This is a genomic window from Prevotellamassilia timonensis, assembly GCF_900106785.1.
GTDB classification, from domain to species: Bacteria; Bacteroidota; Bacteroidia; order Bacteroidales; family Bacteroidaceae; genus Alloprevotella; species Alloprevotella timonensis.
Genome location: NZ_LT629842.1, coordinates 108,522 through 129,135, shown reverse-complemented (window position 1 = coordinate 129,135; position 20,614 = coordinate 108,522). Strand labels below are relative to the sequence as shown.

Annotated in this window: 16 protein-coding genes and 1 tRNA gene; 2 read left to right on the top strand and 15 right to left on the bottom strand. The window is 50.8% G+C overall.

What is annotated here, in order from left to right; genetic code table 11:
- Positions 1-17: 17 nt before the first annotated feature.
- The 15 genes from BQ5453_RS03470 to BQ5453_RS03400 all read right to left on the bottom strand — a co-directional run bounded on the left by BQ5453_RS03470 (position 18) and on the right by BQ5453_RS03400 (position 16,233).
- Positions 18-1,712, bottom strand: coding sequence for a SulP family inorganic anion transporter (locus BQ5453_RS03470; protein WP_071122171.1), 1,695 nt, complete (start codon positions 1,710-1,712; stop codon positions 18-20).
- A 196-nt stretch (positions 1,713-1,908) separates the two neighbouring features.
- Positions 1,909-3,141 (bottom strand): Nramp family divalent metal transporter, encoded by a 1,233-nt coding sequence (locus tag BQ5453_RS03465; protein WP_071122271.1) that lies wholly within the window; start codon positions 3,139-3,141, stop codon positions 1,909-1,911.
- 433 nt (positions 3,142-3,574) lie between these two features.
- Positions 3,575-4,117 (bottom strand): rubrerythrin, encoded by a 543-nt coding sequence (rbr, locus tag BQ5453_RS03460; RefSeq protein WP_022101198.1) that lies wholly within the window; start codon positions 4,115-4,117, stop codon positions 3,575-3,577.
- A 127-nt stretch (positions 4,118-4,244) separates the two neighbouring features.
- Positions 4,245-4,799 (bottom strand): NADH peroxidase, encoded by a 555-nt coding sequence (locus tag BQ5453_RS03455; RefSeq protein ID WP_022101197.1) that lies wholly within the window; start codon positions 4,797-4,799, stop codon positions 4,245-4,247.
- 93 nt (positions 4,800-4,892) lie between these two features.
- Positions 4,893-5,321 carry a Fur family transcriptional regulator gene (locus BQ5453_RS03450; RefSeq protein WP_071122169.1) on the bottom strand — a complete coding sequence of 143 codons (429 nt, stop codon included), beginning with the start codon at positions 5,319-5,321 and terminating at the stop codon, positions 4,893-4,895.
- A 992-nt stretch (positions 5,322-6,313) separates the two neighbouring features.
- On the bottom strand, positions 6,314-7,951 hold the full coding sequence (locus BQ5453_RS03445) for an NAD(P)/FAD-dependent oxidoreductase (protein ID WP_071122270.1): 1,638 nt from the start codon (positions 7,949-7,951) through the stop codon (positions 6,314-6,316).
- Between the two features lie 291 nt (positions 7,952-8,242).
- Positions 8,243-9,634 carry a DNA repair protein RadA gene (gene radA, locus BQ5453_RS03440; RefSeq protein ID WP_022101210.1) on the bottom strand — a complete coding sequence of 464 codons (1,392 nt, stop codon included), beginning with the start codon at positions 9,632-9,634 and terminating at the stop codon, positions 8,243-8,245.
- Between the two features lie 500 nt (positions 9,635-10,134).
- On the bottom strand, positions 10,135-10,482 hold the full coding sequence (locus BQ5453_RS03435) for a MerR family transcriptional regulator (RefSeq protein WP_022101209.1): 348 nt from the start codon (positions 10,480-10,482) through the stop codon (positions 10,135-10,137).
- 14 nt (positions 10,483-10,496) lie between these two features.
- Positions 10,497-11,540 (bottom strand): tRNA dihydrouridine synthase, encoded by a 1,044-nt coding sequence (locus tag BQ5453_RS03430; RefSeq protein WP_071122168.1) that lies wholly within the window; start codon positions 11,538-11,540, stop codon positions 10,497-10,499.
- Between the two features lie 60 nt (positions 11,541-11,600).
- Positions 11,601-12,440 (bottom strand): CPBP family intramembrane glutamic endopeptidase, encoded by an 840-nt coding sequence (locus BQ5453_RS03425; protein WP_071122167.1) that lies wholly within the window; start codon positions 12,438-12,440, stop codon positions 11,601-11,603.
- 49 nt (positions 12,441-12,489) lie between these two features.
- Entirely contained in the window at positions 12,490-13,443 is a 954-nt protein-coding gene (gene ribF, locus BQ5453_RS03420) for a riboflavin biosynthesis protein RibF (protein WP_071122166.1), read from the bottom strand.
- Positions 13,403-14,053, bottom strand: coding sequence for an HAD family hydrolase (locus BQ5453_RS03415; protein ID WP_071122165.1), 651 nt, complete (start codon positions 14,051-14,053; stop codon positions 13,403-13,405). Before BQ5453_RS03415 ends, ribF begins: the two co-directional genes overlap by 41 nt.
- Positions 14,046-15,287, bottom strand: a complete 1,242-nt coding sequence (locus BQ5453_RS03410) for a peptidase U32 family protein (protein WP_071122164.1) — start codon at positions 15,285-15,287, stop codon at positions 14,046-14,048. Before BQ5453_RS03410 ends, BQ5453_RS03415 begins: the two co-directional genes overlap by 8 nt.
- Before the next feature lie 3 nt (positions 15,288-15,290).
- Positions 15,291-16,064, bottom strand: coding sequence for an acetylglutamate kinase (gene argB, locus BQ5453_RS03405; RefSeq protein ID WP_071122163.1), 774 nt, complete (start codon positions 16,062-16,064; stop codon positions 15,291-15,293).
- Positions 16,065-16,159: 95 nt separating this feature from the next.
- A tRNA-Thr gene (locus tag BQ5453_RS03400) sits at positions 16,160-16,233 on the bottom strand.
- A gap of 681 nt (positions 16,234-16,914) precedes the next feature.
- On the opposite strand from BQ5453_RS03400, the gene BQ5453_RS03395 reads away from it, so the two are divergent.
- Both BQ5453_RS03395 and BQ5453_RS14320 read left to right on the top strand, forming a co-directional pair.
- Positions 16,915-20,037: a leucine-rich repeat protein gene (locus BQ5453_RS03395; RefSeq protein WP_071122162.1), complete on the top strand. Its 3,123-nt coding sequence runs from the start codon at positions 16,915-16,917 to the stop codon at positions 20,035-20,037.
- A 398-nt stretch (positions 20,038-20,435) separates the two neighbouring features.
- On the top strand, positions 20,436-20,588 hold the full coding sequence (locus BQ5453_RS14320) for a hypothetical protein (RefSeq protein WP_154668736.1): 153 nt from the start codon (positions 20,436-20,438) through the stop codon (positions 20,586-20,588).
- Positions 20,589-20,614: the final 26 nt, after the last annotated feature.

Genomic DNA, 20,614 nt, shown 5'->3' with positions numbered 1-20,614 from the left:
TATCGTAGTAATACCCTTTAGTCAATCTTGCGCTTCACAATGGCCAAGGCACGCTCAAGCGCCACATTGATGTTGGGACAAATGTGATCCTTGCCCAACAAGTGGCAGAAACCATTGTGTTCAAGCACACTGTACACATTGGGCGTAACACCCGAAAGCACAATGTGGGTGCCCTCGCGGTGACTCATCTCGCACAAGTTCTGCAGGTTGTGAATACCCGTTGAGTCGATAAACGGCACACGACGCATACGAATAATGCGCACCTTGGGGTGATCTTCCATGGCGGTCATCAATTCCTCAAACTTGTTGGCTATGCCAAAGAAATAGGGACCATTTATCTCGTATACCTCAACACCCTGCGGAATGCGCAAATGCTCCTCGTGCACCTCGGCATCAGTCTCGTCATTGGGGTCAATCTCGTCTGCTATCACCTTGATTTGGGTTGACTCGGCCATACGTTTCATGAACAACAAGCAAGCTATGAGCAAACCCACCTCAATGGCTATGGTGAGGTCGAAAATGACAGTAAGCAAGAAGGTGATGAACAACACTATCACATCGCTCTTGGGGTTCTTCATCAGCTGCATGAAAGTGCGCCAGCCACTCATGTTGTACGACACAATTACCAGCACACCGGCCAGACACGACATCGGGATATAAGCAGCCAAAGGCATCAGCACCAAAAAGATGACGAGCAGCACGGCAGCGTGAATAATACCTGCCACCGGTGTACGGCCACCATTGTTGATGTTGGTCATGGTGCGGGCAATGGCACCTGTACACGGTATACCACCAAACAACGGTGTGCAAAGGTTGGCCACACCTTGGCCTATGAGTTCCTGGTTTGAGTTGTGATGGTCGCCACACACACCATCGGCCACTGTGGCCGAAAGCAACGACTCAATAGCGCCCAACACGGCAATAACCATGGCTGTGGGGAATAGGCTCTTCACACTCTCCCAGCTCAGGTTGGGCACCTGCAGCGAGGGAATGCTTGCCTTTATCTCGCCAAACTGGTCGCCGATGGTGAGCACCTTCATGTCGGTGTAGGTATTCAAAAAGTAAACGCCTATGGTCATTACAATAATGGCCACGAGCGAGCCGGGCACCTTTTTCGACACCTTGGGTGTAAGGGCTATTATCACGATGCTCAACACACCTATCGCAGTGGTCACCCAGTCTACTGTGTCAAAATTCTGAAAGTACACCAACCATTTCGACAGGAAGTCGCCAGGCATTTTGCCCGCAATGGTCAGGCCGAACAAGTCCTTGATTTGCGTGGTGAATATGGTCACGGCAATACCGCTCGTAAAGCCCACCACAATGGGGTACGGAATAAACTTGATGATGGTGCCAAGATGGCAAACACCCAACAATATCAAGAAGATACCCGCCAACATAGTGGCCAGCATCAATCCCGACAAGCCCAAATTGGGGTCGCTTACAATACCGTAAATAATTACGATGAAAGCACCCGTAGGGCCACCAATCTGCACACGGCTACCGCCAAGGGCCGACACAATAAAACCGCCAATGATGGCGGTCAATATGCCCTGCGAGGGCGATACGCCCGAAGCTATACCAAAGGCTATGGCCAATGGCAGTGCCACAATACCAACAATTAAGCCGGCCATGAGGTCGGCTGCAAATTTGGCTTTGTTGTAATGCCGCAACTCGCTCAGCAAGCGCGGCGCAAAGTAAGAATTACTCATTAAAAGGAGTTAGTTATAAGTGATTTAGTAATTGTGCTGCAAAGTTAAGGATTTTGACCGAGATATTAAAATTTGTTGCAGTTCTAATGCTCGCAATGCTCGCGCTAATGTGCTAATGGACTGACGCCGTAGCGTTTACAAAAGCATCGAATCAGCAGTAAACACTACGGCGTCAGTCCATTAGCACATTAGCATATCAGCAAACCAGCGACCAAAGCAAATATACATTAAGTCCACTCACCAGCGCCGCCAAGGCATAAAGCAACACGGTGGTAAAACGGCTGTTGCGATAAGCACCCATCACCTTGGCTGATGACGTGAGGCGCACCTGGGTGAACATGGTAAATGGCAACTGCAAACTCAGCACGGCCTGCGACACAATAAGCGCCTTAAAGGCATCGCCAATAAAGAGCAACAACACAAAAGCACCTACAAACGATATCAATATGCCAGCACGCGAATGCACGTCCTTCACATCGTATGGCTCATTATAGATGCCCGCAAATATGGTGCCTGCCGCCATGCCACTCGTCACCGTGCTCGATATGCCAGCCAACAACAGGGCTATGGCAAACACCACGGCCGCACCGCCACCAAGCATGGGGGTGAGCAGTGCACCGGCCTTGGGCAACTCGTCCACCAGGGTGCCGTGTGCAAAGAAGGTGTCTGCCGCCAGTATGATCATGGCCGAATTGATGGCCCAACCTATGGTCATGGCCAGCAGTGTGTCGTAAAACTCATATTTCAGCGCATGCTTTATTTTGTCGGCACCCGTAAGGTGTATTTGGCGACTCTGAATTACCTCGGAATGCAAAAACAAGTTGTGTGGCATCACCACAGCTCCCAACACGCTCATCACCACCAATATGCTGCCCTGCGGCAACGATGGCACTACCATGGCCTCGGCCACTTGGCCCCAATGTGTGTCGGTCAGGGTAAGTTCGTACAAAAACGAGAAACCTATGAGCGACACAAAGGCTATGATGCCGCGCTCCACCCGTTTGTACGAATTGGTGAACAGCAGCACGCCGCAAGTGAGCGTGGCTATGGCGGCCCCCACAATGAGGGGCAGGCCGAAGAGCATTTGCAGCGCAATGGCCGCGCCTAATATTTCGGCCAACGAGGTTGATACCGATGCCCCCATGGCGCTCCACAGCACGGGGCGGCTCACCCACCGGGGCAGGTGGCGTGTGGTGGCCTCGCTCAAGCACTGCCCCGTCACAATGCCCAAGTGTGCCACGTTATGCTGCAACACAATGAGCATGATGGTTGACAACGTAACCACCCACAACAGTGCATAGCCAAATTGCGAACCGGCTGCAAAGTTCGACGCCCAGTTGCCGGGGTCGATAAAGCCCACCGTCACAAGCAGTCCGGGACCGATGTGACGCAGTATGTCAAGTCCGCCACGCAACGACCCCTCGCGCATGGCCCAATGTGTACGCCAATGGTGTATGATATCTTTCAGCATAATGATAGTAATAATTGGTTGGAGATATTAGTTGGCAAATTCACCCGCCCAAGTTGTGAATACAAAAATAGTATTTTATGCACAAGCCAAGGCTGTGCGACAGCCAAAATACCCCCTTTTGGGTATGCCTTAATTACACAATGCGGGACACGTCGCGCCCATTAGCGGTAGCGTTTGGTGGTAGCGCTTTGTGGCTGCGTTTGATGCTTGAAAAAACGCAAGCACTAATGGGGGCGACGCGTCTCGCGTCGGGAAAAGAGGCAGCTATTATTTAGTAGCGTTCGTATTTTCCTCCTTTCTCTATCCCGACGCGGGACGCGTCGCCCCCATTAGTGCTTGCGTTTTGTCGCAGCGCGTTTCAGGCCATACGAGCCTGAATCCGGAACTTCAATTAGTAATTCTCGGCTCTCAGCTCAAAGTAGCTCTGCGGGTGGTTGCACACGGGGCAGATTTCGGGAGCCTTCTGGCCTATCACAATATGGCCACAGTTAGAGCACTGCCATACACTGTCGCCATCGCGGCTGAACACAATGGCGTCCTCAATATTCTTGAGCAAACGGCGGTAGCGTTCCTCATGCGTCTTTTCGATGGCGCCTACCATTTCAAACTTTTCGGCTATCTCGTCAAAGCCCTCCTCGCGTGCCTCCTTGGCAAAGGTGGCATACATGTCGGTCCACTCATAGTTCTCGCCATTGGCAGCATCGGCCAAGTTGTCGGGTGTGCCGGGCACTGTGCCGCCATGCAGATACTTGAACCATATTTTAGCATGCTCCTTCTCGTTGCGCGAGGTCTCCTCAAAGATGTTGGCCATCTGTACATAGCCGTCCTTCTTGGCCTTCGAAGCATAGTATTGGTACTTGGTGTGAGCCTGCGATTCACCGGCAAAGGCTGCCTCGAGGTTCTTTTCGGTGCGGGTTCCTTTAAGTGTTTTCATATCAATAATATTGGTCAAATTGTAAAAAAAGAGAGTCCCGCACTTACAGCCGTAGCGATGCCATGGCATGCAGTTTGCGGGACTCGTGAAATATTAAAGTTTCAAATCGGGCAACACAAGTGAAGCCTTATTTGTTACCAAAGTAGCGCTTGTACAAGCCCTCGAAACCGCGACCGTGACGAGCTTCGTCACGTGCCATTTCGTGTACGGTGTCGTGAATGGCATCGAGGTTCAGTTCCTTGGCACGCTTGGCAATACGGGCCTTGTCCTCGCAAGCACCAGCCTCAGCGTTCATACGCTTTTCGAGGTTGGTCTTGGTGTCCCACACACAGTCGCCGAGCAATTCGGCAAACTTTGAAGCGTGCTCAGCCTCCTCAAAAGCATAGCGCTTGAAAGCCTCGGCTATTTCGGGATAACCCTCGCGGTCGGCCTGGCGGCTCATGGCCAGATACATGCCCACCTCGGTGCACTCGCCATTGAAGTGTGCGTTGAGGTCCTTAATCATCTCGTCGTCGCAGCCCTTGGCCACACCTACTTCGTGTTCGGCCACAAACTGCATGGCACCGTCCTCCTTCAGTTCCTTAAACTTTGAAGCGGGCACACCACACATGGGGCATTTTTCGGGAGCATGTTCACCTTCGTATACGTAACCACAAACTGTGCAAATAAATTTCTTTTTCATAATGAGTTGAGTTTTAGTAGATTGTTGTTGCCTCGTTCCTTGCCACACCGTGGGTGGGAGCCTTGGCAACGGTTGTTATGTTTCGTTGTTGAGTTAATTATCCATGTTCAGTGCGGCGCACCTTGGGCAGCAGCCGCGCAGGTAAAGCTGTGCGTCCTCCGTTTGAAATTTGTCAGGCACACAGGCGCATTTTATCAATTCGGCCTGATTGAGTTTCATGTCGTACACGCGTCCACAGCGTGTGCACAGAAAGTGTGCATGTGGCGAGGTGTCGGCATCAAAACAGCAGTTGCGCTCATCAATGGTCAGCTGCAGTGCGGCGCCCTTTTCGGTGAGCAACTTCAGGGTGTTGTACACCGTGGTCTTCGACAGGGTCGGAATGGAGGGGTGCAGTGCCGTGTAAATTTCATCGGCGGTGGGGTGCGTACGGTGCTCTATCAAGTAGGTCATCACCGCCATGCGTTGCAGCGAGGGCTTGATGCCATGGGCTTGAAGATAGTTGAGCGTCGTGTTCGTTTCCATTCGTCGATTATTTGTAATGATTACAATTATGATTACGATGCAAAAGTACGGACTTAGTTATTACCATGCAAGTTTTCGGGCAACTTTTTTTGCCGAAATATGATTTTTTTACTCGATATATGTTCTATAACACAATAAGGCATGGATTTTAATTCTTAGTAAGGGGGAAAAGTGCATGGTGCAGACAAGAACCTCAGTGTACACACCTACATTTATTTTTTTGCCAAACTGTCTGCACTCTGCACTAAACGCACAATAATCATTGATATTCAGCATGTTGCACAGTGTAGACACTATCAAAAACCGTATGCACCATTGTGTGCACACGCCTCTGCACTATGCGAGTTTACCACAAAAAGAGAGCGGTTTTACGGCATAGGGCGGCAGAAGAAACTGTTTGTCCAACAGAAATTCCGCTCGCCCTATACCATAAAACCGCTCTCATGCAACAGAAATGGCTTACCGTGCGCGTAATGTTATAAGTTGGTGTTCAAAATTGTTTTATCAGTGCTGTTCGGAAAAGCGTAAACACGCAAACGGACTCAAGCATCAAGCGCAAGCTCTAATGGGGGCGACGCGTCCCGCGTCGGAAAAATGCAATGTGCATACACTGATTACACGCCTGTCTGTGAGCCTTTGCCATAATTTCCGACGCGGGGACGCGTCGCCCCCATTAGAGTTTGCGTTTGGTGCTTGAGTCCGTTCGCATATTTATGTTTTAGCGGACTGCAATATATCAAAATAGTTTCACCGCACAACAATATGTTAATGTGACGTGCACACAATGGTGCAGATGGCTGTGTGCAGACAGTAATGCATACAAATTCCGCATTTGTCTACACGCCGTTACGTTTTGATTATCAGTGGCTTAACCTCTAAAAGTGTAGAGTGTAGACAAAACAGCAAATTAAAAATTGTAGGGGTGAGTGTATGCACTAATTTGTCTGCACTCGTCTACACTTGCCTGCACTTGTCTACACTCGTATTCTACACTACATGGCCATTTGCGCGGCAGCAGCCTCGGCACAACGTTCGCCGTCGACAGCGGCACTAACTATGCCACCCGCATAACCGGCACCCTCGCCACAGGGGTAGAGACCGCTGATGCTGACATGACACAAGGTGTCGTGATTGCGCAATATGCGCACTGGGGCCGAGGTGCGGGTTTCAACAGCTATGACGGTGGCCTCGTTGGTAAGAAAACCACGGCTGCGGCGGCCAAAAGCGTTGAAACCTTCAATCAAACGCGTGGTGATGAAACGCGGCATCCAAAAGTGGAGGGGCGACGACACCAGACCGGGCGAGTAGCTCGACTTGGGCAGGTCGTAACTCAAACGACAGTTGACAAAGTCGGCCATGCGCTGTGCAGGGGCGGTTTGGCTGCGGTTGCCTTGTTGCCAGCATGCCTTTTCGAGTGCCTCTTGCAGGTACATCATGCGCAAAGGGTTGGCCGGATTGTTGATGTCTTGGTGTGTCTCGGCAAAGGTGCCATCGGCCATGGCCTCAGTAAGGAAGGGGGCAAGCTCGCCGTCGAGGTCCTCAGGACGTGTTTCGACCACCATACCCGAATTGCTCCAGGCGGAATTGCGCGACGAGGGGCTCATGCCGTTCACCACAATTTGCTGCGGTCCGCTGGCTGCGGGCACAACTATGCCGCCCGGGCACATGCAGAAACTATACACGCCGCGGCCGCCGCTCTGTGCCACATAGCTATACTCAGCTGCGGGCAAATACTTGCCACGCCCATTGGCGTTGTGATACTGTATTTGGTCGATGAGTGTGGCGGGGTGTTCCAAGCGCACGCCCACGGCAATGCCTTTTTGCTCGAGTGCCACACCTTGCGCGTGTAAATAGCGGTAAACGTCGCGCGCCGAATGGCCCGTGGCCAAAATGACCGGGCCGAAGTAGGTTTGTCCGTTATGGCAGGTGACGCCTTTAACGGCTTCGCCTTCGATGATCAGACTATCTACACGAGTGTTGAAATGCACCTCGCCACCGCAGGCTATAATTTGGTTGCGCATGGCCTCGATGATGCGTGGCAGCCGGTCGGTGCCTATGTGGGGGTGGGCATCAATCAAGATGTCGGTGCTGGCACCAAACTGGCAGAATACACGCAATATTTTGTCAACATTGCCACGTTTCTTTGAACGGGTGTAGAGTTTGCCGTCAGAGAAGGCTCCTGCCCCACCCTCGCCAAAGGAGTAGTTGCTCTCGGCATCGACCTTGTGCTCGCGCGATATGAGGGCAATGTCCTTGCGGCGCTCGTGCACATCTTTGCCACGCTCAAGCACCACGGGACGCTTGCCAAGTTCTATCAAACGCAAGGCAGCAAAAAGTCCGCCAGGACCGGCACCTACCACCACCACACGGGGGGCGCGGCTCACATCTTGATAGCTGACGGGCTCGAAGTCGAGCTGGGGCGGCATTTCGTTGACGTAAGCCTCGACGGTGAGGTTGACAAAAATGGTGCGCTGGCGGGCGTCAATGCTGCGTTTGCGTATGCGCAGGGCATTGATGGTGCGCACATCTATGCCGCGCTCCTGCGCTATGAACTGCTTGAGTGCCTCCTCGTTATAGGCTATGTGGGGCGGCACACGCAATGTGATGTGGCGGTTGTCGGTCACGTCCATGGTCATGGTGGGCAGCGGAGTGAGGTTGCGCTCACCGGGGGCCTGCGGACGGAACTTGCGCTGGGGGGCATCGTGACGCTGGGCAGTGTGCTTGCTGTCGCCTTTGCGGTCGCCATTGCGGTCGCTTTTGTAGTCACGACGGGCGTTACTGCCTTTACCCTCGCGGCGGGCGTCACGGTTGCCTCGGTTATAGTTGTTATCTTTTTTATACATAATTGTTCTTATGGATATGGTGAACGGGTGTCTTTCTTATTGGCATGGTGGTGCGTGGCGCGAACGTCTTGCTGTCTGCTATGCAAACAGTTCGCGCAGAGCGGCTTCGACTCTGCTTACTGGCACAATTTCGATGCCGGGCTGCCGGGTGTCGAGTCCTTTGACATTGCCCTCGGGAATGAGTATGCGTGTAAAACCTAACTTGGCAGCCTCGGCCACACGCTGGCCTATGCGCGTGACAGGACGTATCTCGCCGCTCAGACCCACCTCGCCGGCCATGCACACATTGCGTTCTATGGCGGTGTCGACATTGCTCGACAGTACCGACGCGATGACTGAGAGGTCGATGGCGGGGTCGGTGACGCGTATGCCTCCGGCTATGTTGAGGAACACGTCTTTCTGTGCCAGTTTGAAACCGACACGTTTTTCGAGTACTGCAAGCAGCATGTTGAGGCGGCGCAGGTCGAACCCGGTGGCAGAGCGCTGGGGGGTGCCATAGGCCGCGGTCGACACAAGGGCCTGTGTCTCGATAAGGAAGGGGCGCACGCCCTCGATGGCTGCGGCAATGGCTATGCCGCTGAGTTCGTCGCCGCCTTGGGTAAGGAGCAGTTCCGACGGATTGTCAACCGGGCGCAGTCCGTTGCTGCACATTTCGTAAATGCCGAGTTCGGAGGTTGAACCGAAACGGTTTTTGATGCTGCGCAATATGCGGTACATGTAATGGCGGTCGCCCTCAAACTGTAGCACGGTGTCGACTATGTGCTCCAGCACTTTTGGTCCGGCTATGGCACCGTCCTTGGTGATGTGGCCCACCAATATGACGGGCACACCGCTCTCCTTGGCATACTTTAGCAACGAGGCGGCGCACTCGCGTATTTGGGTGATGGAGCCTGGTGACGAGTCGACGGTTTCGACCGACATGGTTTGTATGGAGTCGATAACGACGAGGTCGGGCTGCACATTCTTGATGTGTGTAAAGATGTGTTCGAGCCGCGTTTCGCACAGCAGCAACACATCGCTTGAACGGTCGGATATGCGGTCGGCGCGCAATTTTATTTGGCGTTCGCTTTCCTCGCCGCTGACGTAGAGCACCTTGTAGCCTTGCATACGCACAAGGGTTTGCAGCAGCAGTGTTGACTTGCCTATGCCGGGTTCGCCACCTATCAGTGTCATGGAGCCTCGCACCACGCCTCCGCCCAACACGCGGTCGAGTTCATGATCGTGGGTGAGCATACGTGGTTCTTCGGTGGCCGACACTTGCGACAGGGGCACGGGCTGTGGACTGTGTTTGTCTATGCCGGTGAGTGCCTGGCGGGCTTGACGCTCGCTCACGGCGGCCGATGTTTCGGGTCGTATGCTCATTTCTTTCATGGTGTTCCACGCACCACACGACGGGCACCGCCCCACCCATTTGGGCGAGTCCATGCCACACTCTGAACATACGTATACTGTTTTTGATTTTGCAGACATTTTTGGGGGTTAGGGGGTTAGAGGGTTAGGAGGTTAAGGGGTTAGGAGGTTAAAAGACTCAACTTTCGGATTTAATAAGTGCGGGCTGAAAGCCCAATGGAGCACATAGCCCAGGGCAAGCGAAGCGACACCCTGGGTATCGCGTGTTGGAGCAGTCGCGCCCTGTAAGGGCAAAAGCTTTAAGCCTTTATTTTGTTATTCTTACTTGATAGCTGAATTAGCGGACTTAAAGTGGAGCATCGTATGTATATCTTTCAATACCTGCGCCATGTCTTAAAGCTTTTGCCCTTTCAGGGCGCGACTGTTCCGACACGCGATACCCAGGGTGCCGCTTCGCTTGCCCTGGGCTGGGTGCTCCATTGGGCTTTCAGCCCGCACTTTCTAAATCCGAAAGTTGGGTTAAAAGATTACTCTTGGTTATCTAATTCATAAAAGTGACTTTTTAACCTCCTAACCCTCTAACCCTCTAACCCACTACCCCTCTAACCCCCTAATCCAATTTACATACTTTCGAGGGCACGCTTCATGGCCACCAGTTCTTCCTTCACTTTGCGCAGGCGCTGTATGGCTTCGAGCGGTTGGGCAGTACCCTGTTTGTTTTGCTTGAGCACCTCACGTGCAGCAGCCAGTTTAAGACCGCGCACTTTTACAAGGTCGTAAATGGTACGTATCTTCTCTATGTCCTCCTTGGTGTAACGACGCACACCACGTGAGCCTTTCTTGGGCGTTATCTGCTGCGGAAACTCTTTTTCCCAATAACGCAACAAGGTCTCGCTCACGCCGAGTATCTGCGCCACCTCGCTGATGACGTAATAATATTTATCGTCGCTGATTGTTTTATCTGCCATAGTATGTATCAGTTTTAAGATTGCAATGCGGTGCCTGCCGCCTCAGCCTCGCGTATGAGTGGTCGGGTGCTCTCCATAATGTCGAACAAGGCTTCTACCGTTTCGGCACGCAACATGTTGATGCGCGTCTGACGGAAATTGGGAAGTCCCTTAAACAAAGGCGTGGCTGCCAAATGACGGCGTATGTGCAGTATGCCGCGGTACTCGTCAATGCGCGCCACGCTTTGGCGCACTTGCTCCTTGAGCACATCGAGTTTCCAATCGGCTGTCATAGGCGCATACTGGCTGGGTATGACATCATCGACACTGTGGTCGCCCTCGTGTAAGGCATCGTGTATCTCCTTAAATATCCAGGGGCGGCCAAAGGTGGCGCGGCCTACCATGACGGCATCTACCCCGAACTGCTCAAATGCCCCGACGGCACCTTGCGCCGAAGTGATGTCGCCATTGCCTATGATGGGAATGCGCATGCGCGGATTGCGCTTGACCTCGCCTATCAAGCTCCAGTCGGCTTCGCCTGTGTACATCTGGGCACGGGTGCGCCCATGTATGGTGAGTGCCTGTATGCCGCAGTCCTGCAGTTGCTCGGCCAACGGCACTATTATTTTGTGCTCGGCGTCCCAGCCCAAACGGGTTTTGGCGGTGACGGGCACATCAACAGCATCGACCACTGCACGGGTTATTTCGAGCATGCGGGGCACGTCCTGCAACAAACCAGCACCAGCCCCCTTGCCTGCCACACGCTTGACGGGACAGCCAAAGTTGATGTCGAGCACATCGGGGTGGGCACGCTCCACTACTATCTGCCCAGCATCGCGCACAGCCACGGGGTCCTTGCCGTATATCTGTATGGCCACTGGGCGCTCGGCCTGGCACACGGTGAGTTTTTCGAGACTTTTGTTGACCATGCGCACCAAGGCATCGGCTGCCACAAATTCGGAATATACCATTGACGCACCAAGACGACGACAAAGCAAACGGAAACCGATGTCGGTTACGTCCTCCATGGGGGCTAACACCACTGGGCGGTCGCCAAGGTCGAGCGTTCCTATTTTCATTTATATGTAGTTTGTAAGTGGGGATTTTGTATATCTTTTTTTAGAGTCACCGGCACGGTTCTAAGCAGCGGCCTGTGCAGCCTTGTCCGTACGGTGCAAGGGCATCAGGGCACCAGCCACAAGCAGCAGGGCTACTACAACGCGAATGGTTATGCTCCACCACGACACGGGAGCATCGTCCTGGCCTAACGCCATGAGTACCACAGCCAACGTGTTGTTGGCGATGTGCGCCGGCAAGCACAGACGTAAATTGCCCGAACGCAAATAGTACAAGCCGAGCACAACGCCTATGATGAAGGCGGGTATGCCTTGTGTCACATTGCCGTGTACCAGGGCAAAGGCTAATGCACCTATGGCTGCAGCGGCCCAACCAGGCACTTTGTGGCGGTAGAGGGTGCGCACAATGCCTACGCGGAAGACAAGCTCCTCGCACACCGGCCCGACTATGCACAACAACAACCAGCACAAGGGGTTGCCGAGCATGCCTTGAAAGAGTGCCATGTCGGCATCGTTGTTCATGCCGAGGGTCGTGAGGGCCTGCGACAGGGCTATGGCCATCATCAGCACGCCCAGAATGGCCGACAACACTTGCCACCAAGTCGGCTTGACGGGCACCACATCACGCTTGAGCTTGTGAAACTTGAATATGCCTAACAACTCTGGGCGCTCGGTGGCTTTGGCTCGCACGCCCTTTTCAAAACGGAAGAACCATAGCCACAGGCCTAACGCCAACAGCCCCTCGCCTACCAGCATGGAGATGCCGGTGGCCATGGGTGAAACGGTAAGTTGGTCGATGGGATAACCGGTGCCCAACTTGTCGAGATTTGAAAACAATAATGCCCCAAGGCCCGTCACCAACTGAACGGCGACGAACAGTACCAACATAGTTATTGCTGTCATAAGTGTGTATTTAGTTTAGTTTTGTGTGTTGTTATTGCGGCATCGGTTGTCAGCTATTTACGTCGTCGAGCATGGCTCGTACCACATCGGCATCAATGGCAAGTTGCTTTTGCAGGGCTTCGATGCTGTCGAAACGGTGTTCGTCGCGCACGCGGCGGTAAAAGCTGAGTTTGAGATGGTGGCCGTAAAGGTCGCCGCCGTCATAGTCGAGCAAGTGGGCCTCGATGGTTTGGTCGCTGCCATTGTCGAGTGTCGGCCGCCAGCCTATGTTGACCATGGCTTTATAGCGGAAACCGTCTATTTCGGCCCGTGCAGCATAAACACCGCGTCCGGGCACAAGTTGTTCGGCACAATCGGGACGGAGGTTGGCTGTGGGATACCCCATGAGCGAACCGGCATGGCGGCCCTCAACCACGCTGCCCTCAAGCTGATAGGGACGGCCGAGGCAGGCTCGCGCCATCTCGACATTGCCACCCGTAAGGAAACGGCGTGTGGCTGACGAACTGATGCGCAGGTCGTCGGTGTCGAAGGGGCGCTCGCGCAACACTTCTATGCCGAGTTCCTTGCCATACTTTACGTAGTCTTTGTAACCGGCCGAAAGGTCGGAACCAAAATGGTGATCGTAGCCTATGAGCAGGCACTGCACGTTGAGTTCCTTTTTCAGCACCAGCTCCATAAACTCGCGCGAGGTGAGCATCGACATGGTGTGGTCGAAGTGCAACATGGCACAAGCGGCTAATCCCGTCTGTGCCAGCAGTTGCAACTTTTGCGCATTGGTGGTGAGCAACTCTGGCCAATAGCGCGTTTGCGACAAGGCCAGGCGCGGGTGTTCCTCAAAGGTGATGACTATAGGCATGAGTCCGCGGCGGGCAGCCTCGGCCTTTACTTGCTCTATCAAGTAGCAGTGACCGCGGTGCACACCGTCGAAAAAACCTATGGCTGCGCAGCAACCTGTCGAATTATCAAGGTTGTGCTTGAACGTATGAAGTGTGTAATTTGCCATTTTCGTCAAAGTATTTTAGCCATTCGCTGTGGGCGGGGGCTACAAGGGCCTGCAAGCCGCATTGGCGCGCCGCCTCACAATTTACTTCGCTGTCGTCGAAAAACAAGATGTCGCCGGCGGGCACACCTATGCCCTCTGCCACTCTGGCAAATATTTCGGGGGCGGGTTTCTCTACGCCCAACTCGCACGACAAGAATATATGCTCAAAAAAGTCTGTCACGTGCAAACCTTTGTAGCAGAACAGTGTGTCCTCGGCCATGCGCCAATGTATGTGGTTGGTATTGCTCAACAAGCACACGTGGTAGTGTTGCTTGATTTTGAGCAACATGTCGAGGCGGTCGGCCGGCACCGTGTCGAGATAACTCTGCCACGCAGCCACAAGGGCTTCGTCGTCCAAGTTGGCATGGCCGCTCAAGCGACGCAGTTCGTTGCAGAACTCGTGGGTGGTGATGCGACCCTGCTCTAGCTGGCTGAATATGCCTGACTGCTTGTAAGTGCCAAGGTACGGACGTATGTCGAAACCTAAAGCATCGAACGCCGCCTCAACACGCGGACGGTTGAGGTCGACAAGCACACCACCGAAGTCGAAGAGCAATATGGGGTTATTCATTACCAGTCTTTACTATCTTATAAAGTTTGTCACTCGGGCGCACTTTCTCGGGCACAGGTATGGCCACACGCATGCCCTTGAGCGCCTTGTCCACATGGCCGTGGTCGCCATGTATGTCGGTAGCGGTCACATAAAGCGCACCGGTTGTTGGGCCTACAATGAGCAACTTGTCGCCCACCTCAAACTCACCGGCTTCAATATAAAACTCGCCAACGCCGAGCTTTGAAAAGTATTTCTGACCCTTGCCAATGTACTGTTTCTTTTCGGTAGCAGCCGAGCCGTACACGTTGCTCCACTCGCCAAGTTTCTGACCGAGATAGTAGCCGTCCCAAAAACCGCGGTTGAACACCGACTTCAGCCGCTCGTCCCACTGGGCCACCTTGTCGGGCGTGAAGGTGCCGTCCTCTACTGCGGCAATGGCCTCTTTGTAGCACTGCACCACGGTGTAAACGTACTCGGCACTGCGGGCGCGGCCCTCTATTTTGAACACGCGCACGCCAGCCTTCATCATTTGATCTATGAAACCAATGGTTTTGAGATCTTTAGGACTCATGATGTACTTGTTGTCCACATCGAGTTCTATGCCTGTTTCGCGGTCGCGCACCGTATAACTGCGGCGGCATACTTGCATGCACTGCCCGCGGTTGGCCGAACGACCAAGATTGTCGAGCGAGAGGTAGCACTTGCCGCTCACTGCCATGCACAAAGCGCCATGGCAGAACATTTCTATGCGTATGGGCTGCCCCGAGGGTCCGCAAATATGGTCGCGCTCTATGGCCTCATGTATTTTGGCCACCTGCTCAAGGTTGAGTTCACGCGCCAAAACTGCCACATCGGCAAACTGGGCATAGAACTTCAGTGCCTCGGCATTTGATATGTTGAGTTGGGTAGACAGATGCACCTCCTGGCCTATGCGGTTGCAATAGCTCATCACTGCCACATCGCAGGCTATAATGGCTGAAATGTCTGCCTCGTGTGCCGCATCGCAAATGCGGTGCATGAGGTCAATGTCCTCATCATATATAATGGTGTTTACCGTCAGGTATGACTTTACGCCCTGTGCAGCACATTGTGCAGCTATGTCGCGCAAATCGTCAATAGTAAATTTGCTGGCACTATGGGCACGCATATTAAGTGCCTCTATGCCAAAGTATATGGAGTCGGCACCGGCTTTGAGCGCAGCAGCCAAACTCTCGCGTGACCCCACCGGGGCCATTATTTCATATTTGTTCATTCGTTATTCTATGCTCGTACCTTCGTTTGTACCTATTTTATCGGCGCTGGTTATTACCACGCGCTTCACACCAGCCTTTACCGCCATCAAGCTGTTTTCTATCTTTGGCAACATACCGCCCGACACTATGCCGTCTGCCTTGAGTTGCTCAAACGTCTGGGGGGTGATGCGGCGTATCACGCTGGCCTCGTCATTGGCATCGGCCAGCACACCGGCATGTTCAAAGCAGTAAATGAGCGTCACCTCGTAGTGCTGCGCCAAAGCCTTGGCCGTTTCGCCGGCTATGGTATCGGCATTGGTGTTGAGCAAATCACCCTCGCCATTGTGCGTGAGCGGAGCCATCACCGGGGTAATACCAGCATCTATGAGCAGTTGCAGACGGTCGGCGTCCACCTTGTCCACATCGCCCACATAGCCATAATCTATGCCGTTTTTCAACGGGCGTCGGTGCGAGCGTATCACGTTCATGTCGGCGCCCGTCAGCCCGAGCGCATTCACGCCACAAGCTTGCAGTTTGGCCACCACATTTTTGTTGACCAGTCCGCCATACACCATCGTCACCACACGCAACATTTCGGCATCGGTAATGCGACGACCGTCCACCATGCGAGTTTCCACGCCGAGTTGCGCCGCCACATCGGTGGCAGTACGTCCGCCACCATGCACCAGCACTTTCGGCCCTTCGAGTGCCGAGAAACGTTGCAAAAGTTGGTTGAGAGTATCGGGCGCCTCAACAATTTTTCCGCCCACTTTAACTATTGTAAGATGCTGTTTCATACTGCAAAGGTAATCAATGCAGCCACCGCAAGCAAATATGAAACACAAAAAAAGAGTTAGAAAAAGCGAGCGTTCACTTTCCTAACTCTTTTAAGAGCCTCTTGTCGGATTCGAACCAACGACCCCGAGATTACAAATCACGTGCTCTGGCCAACTGAGCTAAAGAGGCATTCATTTCGGCTCAACAGCGTTTATTTCTGTTTTGCGAGTGCAAAGGTAAGCATTTCCTCCGAACTGCCAAACTTTTTCGGAAAGTTTTTTCCGTTTATGACTAATATTAGCCCGCAGCCTCCATATCTCCACCCTATTTTTTGCATATTACTCTTTTAGTCCTTACCTTTGTCACCGAATCCACGCCGAGTGCATTCCTCATGTGATTGCACTATAGGGGTTGGGTTCCATATATGGAAAGGCGTTTATTTGCGCTTTGTTCTGAACGTGACCGAACTTCGCAACTTCAATCCCCGTTAAGAACAATGCAACAATAGATGCCCATTGGGTATGCATACTTTACCATAGGTATGATAGCCCTTATTGTATTCGTGCCCTATTTGCGGCACGAATACTTTGGGCGTATTGTATCTATACTCGCATATCGGCGTGGGTTTCTAAATGTTGCTTGTCCTCGGGGAAAGGCAATGCGAAGGCCTGGTTACGTGGGACAAGTGACAGATACAGACTCCCACGCTTTTTTTGTATATAGACGAACAGAATGAAGTACACATTTTTTCAATATTCTTATTAATGGGAGACTGATAGGAAAATAAAACCTACGCTTATGATGAAAAAATATTCTTGACCAAAGTTTCCACATCGTTTACTAACTTCTAACCATAAAATCACACTTAATATGATTAATATACAAAATATTCTTACAACAATACTGCTTTGCTTGGCAGCATCTATGCCAACAGCCGCACAGACCATTACCCAAGATGGCATAACATATGAATTAGTTGATGGTGAAAATCGTGCGACAATGACGGGACTTGCTTCTGACAACAACCTTAAAGGCATTGTGGTCATCCCGGAACAAATACAATACAAATCTAAGAACTACGTAATTGACGCCATTGGACGTGGTGATCTTAGCGTCGAAAACAGCAAGGACATAATAGAATTATCATTACCTGGTACAATTCACCAAATATCCTGGAAAGCTTTTTCAAATTGCACTAAATTACAAAAGTTACGGCTTAATGAGGGAATAGAATCTGTGGTGGGATTTAATGGTTGCACATCACTTTACGAGATTGAATTCCCTCAAAGTCTGCGAACCATAGGAGGGGAAGCTTTTAGTGATTGTACATCATTAAGACATATTACGCTACCCAACAGTTTACAATGGATTAGTGGAGAGGCATTCAGTGGATGCACGTCTTTAAGCGAACTTACACTTCCCGACAGTTTGCACGACATCGGATCTCAAGTATTCAATAAATGCAAGTCGCTTAGTTTAATTAAAATCAATGAATCAAACCCCTATCTATCAACAGACGGAAAAGCAATATTCAATAAAGATGGCAGCATCCTCTACACAGCAATACCATTAACCAAATACGTTGTGCCCTCTACCGTTAAGACTTTGAAAGACCATGCTTTTCATTCACAAACAGATTTAGCATCAATAACTCTGAACGAAGGACTTCTAGAAATTGGATACTTTTCATTCGGAGAGTGTACTTCCCTCCATACAATAACCCTTCCATCTTCCCTATCAAAGCTTCCTCTAAATTCAGGACTTTCAACGTGTTATTCGTTGGAATCAATTTTAGTTGACAAGCGTAATACACACTATTCGTCCGATGGAACCGCACTATTCAACTCAAAGAAAGACAGTCTTATAATTTTTCCTGGCGGCATAGCAGATTACACCATTCCAAAAACGGTCAAAACCATAATACCATGCGCATTCTTCGAATGTGACAGCCTGCACAATCTTCAATTTGAAGATGGCATTTCAGATTTAACAATTGCTTCAAATGCCTTTGCGGGTTGTGACAATCTGAACAAAATAATTATAGGGAAAGGTATCACAGAAGTAGGCGAAATGCCATTTCACAACGCACATATCAACAAAATAGGTATTACTTCTGTCAAAACTATAGACTTTTATCGGAATTTATTATCTGGCGCCACCATTAACCAACTATATGCACCATCTTCCGAAAGATACACTATAGGTAGAGATATTATACCTATTGATGCAGCTCAAATATGCAATGAGACTGTTCACTCACGTACTATCGCTTTCAACTTAAGGGGAAACGATCTTTGGGAAGACTATTTCAGCATTCCATTTGACAGCACCAGCACTGTTGTTCGTCTCAACTACGACTACGGAGAACCTATAAGCAACGAAAATGGACGCTACATCTTACGCAATTTAAGCCCTTATCGGACATACACAATTTTTATTGAAACTTTTAACAAAAAGGGAACAATAATTGGTGCTACAAGTCAAGAAATAAAGACGAAGGCATTCGGCACTTACAGTAGGCTTATTGAAGGACAAACATATGTAACGATTGAAGACATAAGGATAGACATTGATCCAGAAATAGACAAGCCGGTTAGATGCGCTCTCTATTGCGGCCATAAATACCATGAATTAAAATACGACAGCAAGCCCCAAACTGTCACGATCACCAATTTATGGCCTAATGAAAGTGGCCATATCAATTATATAGAATTTAACAACAATGGCGATCCTATTTACAAGTGTCCTCTTTGGACTTTTGAGACTTATGGCGTATTTATCCGAACCTCGATTGACAATACAACCATAACCCCCACAACCTATACCATAAAAGGGTCTGTTGACCAACATTACATTGAAATGAGAGACAATGACGCAAACATTATAGACGAGGGGTGGACTTTCGACAATGCCACCATTAGCGAACATGGTAATACGTTACTCGTTTCAGGCCAAACTCCTGGAACTTCCTTAGCAGATGGAGATGTGCCAAGCTATGCTGTTATAGTCAAAAACGGAGAAGAGACAAGGCTATATCGCAAGGCCCCTTCTTTCCTCGGCGAAAGTTTCCCATCTTTAGAGCTCAAGACCATAGCAGAGGCAAAAGCCACATCAAACACAGTGGCACTCATTTGTGCCACAACCAACATGAGTGATGACGAGACAAATGCAGGGTTTGAATGGCGACGCTACGACGCCCCCGAACTTGTACCAAGCTCTAAGGCAAATTGCCCCATTATAGATGGAATCATGACTGGTGCTCTACGTAATTTGAGTGCGAACACCTACTACAAATTCCGCCCATTCTACAAAAGTAATAGTGGCAAGACGTGGTATGGTGAGTGGTCTGCCTTTGGAACTGCTGACGCATACGTTTACTTTGACCCCACCGTACGTACGTTTGAAGTTAATTGCGACAACGAAACAACGGCAACAGTAAGAGCGTTTGTCATTGCCGGCTCTGATGAGATTAAAGAGCAAGGCTTTGAATACTGGAAACACAGCAGTACAGAAAGCACTTCTACACGTTACGTTACTGCGACCAAAGAAGATAACCATCAAACGATTATATCTACAGGCCAACGCATGACTGCCACACTTGAAAATCTTGAGCCAAACACAACCTACAGCGTGCGTGCCTACGTAACAACAGAGCACGGCACCACATATGGCGAAGAACAAATATTCTCTACTCCCGCCCCGACTGCTATCGGCAATGTCAAACTTGACAATACACAGTCTGGAGAAATGACTGTCACCATAAACAAAGCAAATGCACAAGGAGTGGACTTTGTTGTTAATGGCACGAGAAACGAAATCTCCGCAAAATTATATAGCATAAGCGGTACGGTCTTGTCCACCACTTCGACAACAGACAATGGTTCTGACACACGCAACATAAAAATGCAAACGCAACACCTGCAATCTGGAATGTACCTACTCTGTGTAACAGACGGAGTATGCACTAAAACTATACGTTTGGCAATTAAGTAAGCCTTTACATCAAAGGCTGAATGTAATGGGGCAAGCACAAAACATCTGTGCTTGCCCCATATTTACTATGCTTCATTTGCAACATACAAAACATACCCAACCTATCATTACGCTGAAAGTCTGCAAATGTACACCGCAAACAATATTTGGACTGAATAGTGGAGAACTCCAAACTCCATCACTTTTTGTGCCATCGAATGGCGTGTATTGAAAATCGATGGGTTACGTTAAAAGGTGCAAGACGAAAAAGTGGTACCTGAGGCCTTTACCATACTACAATAACTTACACGCCGAGCATCTTACATCTTACACTAACACATTACAACTCATTGGTTATCAATACTTTAATCAGTGTAAGATGTTACAAATTCCACTTACACGCAACCTACACAACCTACATGCTGCCACACGACACAAGCACGGGAGGAGGATATTACGGCATAGGGGAGCAGAAAAGTCTGTTGCTCCGACAGATACCTCTACGTCCCTATGGCGTAAAACCCACCGCATACGACAAAACCGACTGCAAGACAACGGGGTGTGATGTGTAAGATGTATGCAGGGGAGTGTAAGATAC